Origin of the sequence: Streptomyces sp. NPDC048664 (assembly GCF_040650555.1) — a bacterium.
Taxonomy (GTDB): Bacteria; Actinomycetota; Actinomycetes; order Streptomycetales; family Streptomycetaceae; genus Streptomyces.
On the sequence record NZ_JBEZHK010000062.1, the window covers coordinates 1 to 4850 of the forward strand.

Consider the following 4850-nt stretch of genomic DNA (forward strand, 5'->3'; position numbering starts at 1 on the left):
CAACCCCTCAACGCCCACAAAGCAGGCACCATCAAGGGCCTCACCGCCGAGGTCGGCTCCTCCATCACCTCGGGCGCGGCCATCTGCGACATCACCGGCTGAGGTCTCTCGCCGGAATTCCTGAACCATTTCCTGTAAGTGTCCTGACATTCCGCCCGTTGAAACCTTTCCGGACGCCTTGGGATACTGTTTTTCAATTCACCCATACGGCGCACAGCGGGCCGTAAGCAGAGGGGAAAACAATGCACAGCACGCTGATTGTCGCCCGAATGCATCCCGAGTCGGGAGCTGATGTCGCCAAGCTTTTCAGTGAATTCGACGCCACGGAGATGCCGCACCGCATGGGCACGCGCCGGCGCCAGCTCTTCCAGTACCGGGGCCTGTACTTCCACCTCCAGGACTTCGACACCGACAACGGCGGCGAGCTGATCGAGCAGGCGAAGACGGACCCCCGCTTCGTGGCGATCAGCGAGGACCTCAAGCCGTTCATCGAGGCCTACGACCCGGCGACATGGCGTTCCCCCGCGGACGCGATGGCGGCCCGCTTCTACCACTGGGAGGCGTCCGCGTGACCGGCCGACGTGTCGTCATCACCGGTATCGAGGTGCTCGCCCCGGGCGGAGTGGGGGTGAAGGCCTTCTGGAACCTGCTGAGCGAGGGCCGCACCGCCACCCGCGGGATCACGTTCTTCGATCCCGCCCCGTTCCGCTCCCGGGTCGCCGCCGAGATGGACTTCGACGCCGCGGCGCTGGGGCTGACCCCCCAGGAGATACGCCGTATGGACCGCGCCGCGCAGTTCGCGGTGGTCGCGGCCCGCGGCGCGGTCGCCGACAGCGGCATCGACCTGGAGTCGTACGACCCCTACCGGGTCGGCGTGACCGTGGGCAGCGCGGTCGGCGCCACCATGGGCCTGGACGAGGAGTACAACGTCGTCAGCGACGGCGGCCGGCTGCACCTCGTGGACCACGCGTACGCGGTCCCGCACCTCTACAACTACCTGGTGCCCAGCTCGTTCGCGGCCGAGGTCGCGATGGACGCGGGCGCGCAGGGCCCGAGCACGGTGGTCTCCACCGGCTGCACCTCCGGCATCGACTCGGTCGGGCACGCCGTCGAGCTGATCCGCGAGGGCACCGCCGACGTCATGATCACGGGCTCCTCCGACGCGCCGATCTCACCGATCACGATGGCCTGCTTCGACGCGATCAAGGCGACCACACCCCGCCATGACGATCCCCAGCACGCCTCCCGCCCCTTCGACGCCTCCCGCAACGGGTTCGTCCTCGGGGAGGGCGCCGCGGTGTTCGTCCTGGAGGAGCTGGAGAGCGCCAGGAGGCGCGGCGCGCACATCTACGCCGAGATCGCCGGATACGCCACCCGCTCCAACGCGTACCACATGACGGGCCTGCGCAAGGACGGCGCCGAGATGGCCGAGGCCATCGACGTGGCGCTGGCCGAGGCGCGGATGGACCCCACGGGGATCGACTACATCAACGCGCACGGCTCGGGCACCAAGCAGAACGACCGCCACGAGACGGCGGCGTTCAAGCGCAGTCTGGGCGACCACGCGTACCGCACGCCGGTGAGCTCCATCAAGTCGATGGTCGGGCACTCGCTCGGCGCGATCGGCTCCATCGAGATCGCCGCGTCGGCCCTGGCCATCGAGCACAACGTGGTGCCGCCCACCGCCAACCTGCACACCCCCGACCCCGAGTGCGACCTCGACTACGTCCCGCTGACCGCCCGCGAGCAGCTCACCGACGCCGTACTGACCGTGGGCAGCGGATTCGGCGGATTCCAGAGCGCCATGGTGCTGGCGCGTCCCGACAGGAGCGTGGCATGACCGCATCGGTGGTAGTGACCGGTCTGGGCATAGCCGCCCCGACGGGGCTCGGCGCCCGCGACTACTGGGCCGCCACCCGCACCGGCAAGAACGGCATCGGCCGGATCACCCGGTTCGACCCGTCGTCGTATCCGTCCACCCTGGCCGGTGAGGTACCCGGGTTCGTCGCCGAGGACCACCTGCCCAGCCGGCTGATGCCGCAGACCGACCGGATGACCCGGCTGGCGCTGGTCGCCGCCGACTGGGCGCTGGCGGACGCCGGGATCGACCCGAAGGATCTGCCCGAGTACGACATGGGCGTGGTGACGGCCAGTTCCTCCGGCGGATTCGAGTTCGGGCAGAACGAACTCCAGCGGCTGTGGAGCCAGGGCAGCCAGTTCGTGTCCGCCTACCAGTCGTTCGCCTGGTTCTACGCCGTCAACAGCGGCCAGATCTCCATCCGCAACGGCATGAAGGGCCCGAGCGGGGTCATCGTCAGCGACGAGGCCGGCGGCCTTGACGCGGTGGCGCACGGCCGGCGGCTCATCCGCAAGGGCACCCCGGTGATCGTCTCCGGCTCGATCGACGCGTCGATCTGCCCGTGGGGCTGGGTGGCGCAGCAGGCCGCGGGCCGGATGAGCACCGGGCACGAACCGACCCGCGCCTACCTGCCGTTCGACAGCGAGGCCGCCGGGTACGTGCCCGGCGAGGGCGGCGCGATCCTCATCATGGAGTCGGCCGAGGCCGCACGCGCACGCGGCGCCCGCGTGTACGGCGAGATCGCGGGCTACGGCTCCACCTTCGACGCGCGCCCGGGCAGCGGACGCGAGCCCGGTCTGCGCAAGGCGATCGAGATCGCCCTGGCGGACGCGCGGGTGGCGGCCGAGGACGTCGACGTGGTGTTCGCGGACGCGGCCGGCGTCCCCGAACTGGACCGCGTCGAGGCCGAGGCCATCGCCGCCGTCTTCGGCCGGGGCGGCGTCCCGGTGACGGCGCCCAAGACGATGACGGGCCGGCTGTACTCCGGCGCGGCCCCGCTGGACGTGGCCACCGCGCTGCTCTCCATCGAGGAGGGCCTCATCCCGCCGACCGTGCACAGCACCCCGGACGCGGCCTACGGCCTGGACCTGGTGTGCACCCAGCCCCGGGCGGCCCAGGTCCGCACCGCGCTGGTCCTGGCCCGCGGCTACGGCGGCTTCAACTCCGCCCTCGTCGTCCGCGCCGCCGACTGACCGCCGCGCACGACGTCGCCTCAGACGCTCGTCCCGCGCCCGCGAAGGCGCGCCCTCCCAACGACCCACCCCACCCACCCGACCGGGAAGGAACCCACGTGTCCGCCACCGAATTCACCCTGGACGACCTGCGCCGCATCCTGCTGGAGGCGGCCGGCGCCGACGAGGGCGTCGACCTCGACGGGGACATCCTCGACGTGCCGTTCGAGGTCCTCGGCTACGAGTCGCTGGCCCTGCTGGAGACCGGCAGCCGCATCGAGCGGGAGTTCGACATCACCCTCGACGAGGACCTGCTGACCGACGCCGACACCCCGCGCGCCCTCATCGCCGTCGTCAACCAGGGCTTCGAGGCCGTCCAGCCGGCCGCCTGACGGCCGCACCCGGCCGGGGCCGGGCCACGGGCGCCGCACACTCCCGTGGCCGGCCCCACCCCCTCCCTCATCTCCACCACCCAGCCGAAGAGGAAGAACATGTCTACGCAAGCCAAGCGGGTAGCCGTCATCACGGGCGCCACCAGCGGCATCGGGCTGGCCTCCGCCCGCGCCCTGGCGGCCGGCGGGCACCGGGTGTTCATCGGCGCGCGCAACGCCGACAACGTCGCCGAGACCGTCAAGCAGCTCCAGGACGAGGGCCACGAGGCCGACGGCGCCACGCTCGACGTGCGCGACACCGCCTCGGCCACCGCGTTCGTCGCCGCCGCCGTCGACCGCTTCGGCACGATCGACGTGCTGGTCAACAACGCCGGGCGGTCCGGGGGCGGGGTGACCGCGGACATCGACGACGAGCTGTGGGACGACGTCGTCGAGACCAACCTCACCAGCGTCTTCCGGCTCACCAAGGCGGTCCTCAACGAGGGCGGCATGCGCCACAAGGACCGCGGCCGGATCATCAACATCGCCTCCACCGCCGGCAAGCAGGGCGTCGTCCTGGGCGCCCCCTACTCGGCGTCCAAGCACGGCGTGGTCGGCTTCACCAAGGCGCTCGGCAACGAGCTCGCCCCGACCGGCATCACCGTGAACGCGGTCTGCCCCGGCTATGTCGAGACGCCGATGGCGCAGCGCGTCCGGCAGGGATACGCGGCCGCCTACGAGACCACCGAGGACGCGATCCTCGAGAAGTTCCAGGCCAAGATCCCCCTCGGCCGCTACTCCACGCCCGAGGAGGTGGCCGGCATGGTCGCCTACCTCGCCTCCGACACCGCCGCCTCCGTCACCGCGCAGGCGATCAACGTCTGCGGCGGCCTCGGCAACTTCTGACCGCCGCACACCGAGACCGGACGAGACCCGAGAAGAGAGCCGTCATGACGACGCGTGAGGTAGAGCACGAGATCACCATCGCCGCACCGGCACAGGCCGTGTACCGGCTGCTCGCGGAGGTGGACAACTGGCCCCGCATCTTCCCGCCGACCATCCACGTGGACCGGGTGGACGGCGACGAGCGCAGCGAGCGCATACGGATCTGGGCCACCGCCAACGGCCAGCCGAAGAACTGGACGTCGCGCCGCGAACTGGACCCCGAGGCCCTGCGCATCACCTTCCGCCAGGAGGTGACGACCCCGCCGGTGGCGGCGATGGGCGGGACCTGGATCGTCGAGCCGCTCGGCGAGGACTCCTCCCGGGTGCGGCTGCTGCACGACTACCGCGCCGTGGACGACGACCCGCACGACCTGATCTGGATCGACGAGGCCGTGGACGGCAACAGCCGCAGGGAGTTGGCGGCGCTCAAGGAGAACGTCGAGTTCGCCCACGCGGCCGCGGAACGCACCTTCTCCTTCGAGGACACCCTCACCCTGGACGGTG

6 protein-coding genes are annotated in these 4850 nt (G+C 71.0%); all 6 read left to right on the forward strand.

What is annotated here, in order from left to right:
- Positions 1-242: 242 nt before the first annotated feature.
- Positions 243-572, forward strand: coding sequence for a TcmI family type II polyketide cyclase (locus tag AB0C59_RS34670; RefSeq protein ID WP_363011825.1), 330 nt, complete (start codon positions 243-245; stop codon positions 570-572).
- Complete coding sequence (locus tag AB0C59_RS34675) at positions 569-1840, forward strand: beta-ketoacyl-[acyl-carrier-protein] synthase family protein (protein ID WP_363011827.1); 1272 nt, start codon at positions 569-571, stop codon at positions 1838-1840. The genes AB0C59_RS34670 and AB0C59_RS34675 overlap by 4 nt, the downstream gene beginning before the upstream one ends.
- A complete protein-coding gene (locus AB0C59_RS34680; protein ID WP_363011829.1) occupies positions 1837-3051 on the forward strand; it encodes a ketosynthase chain-length factor in 1215 nt (404 codons plus the stop codon). The genes AB0C59_RS34675 and AB0C59_RS34680 overlap by 4 nt, the downstream gene beginning before the upstream one ends.
- A 98-nt stretch (positions 3052-3149) precedes the next feature.
- Positions 3150-3422 carry an acyl carrier protein gene (locus AB0C59_RS34685; protein WP_363011831.1) on the forward strand — a complete coding sequence of 91 codons (273 nt, stop codon included), beginning with the start codon at positions 3150-3152 and terminating at the stop codon, positions 3420-3422.
- Between the two features lie 99 nt (positions 3423-3521).
- The gene (fabG, locus tag AB0C59_RS34690) at positions 3522-4307 is read left to right on the forward strand and encodes a 3-oxoacyl-ACP reductase FabG (RefSeq protein WP_363011833.1); all 786 of its coding nucleotides are present in this window, start codon (positions 3522-3524) and stop codon (positions 4305-4307) included.
- Positions 4308-4351: 44 nt separating this feature from the next.
- A partial coding sequence (locus tag AB0C59_RS34695; RefSeq protein ID WP_363011835.1) for an aromatase/cyclase occupies positions 4352-4850 on the forward strand: 499 nt, incomplete at its 3' end.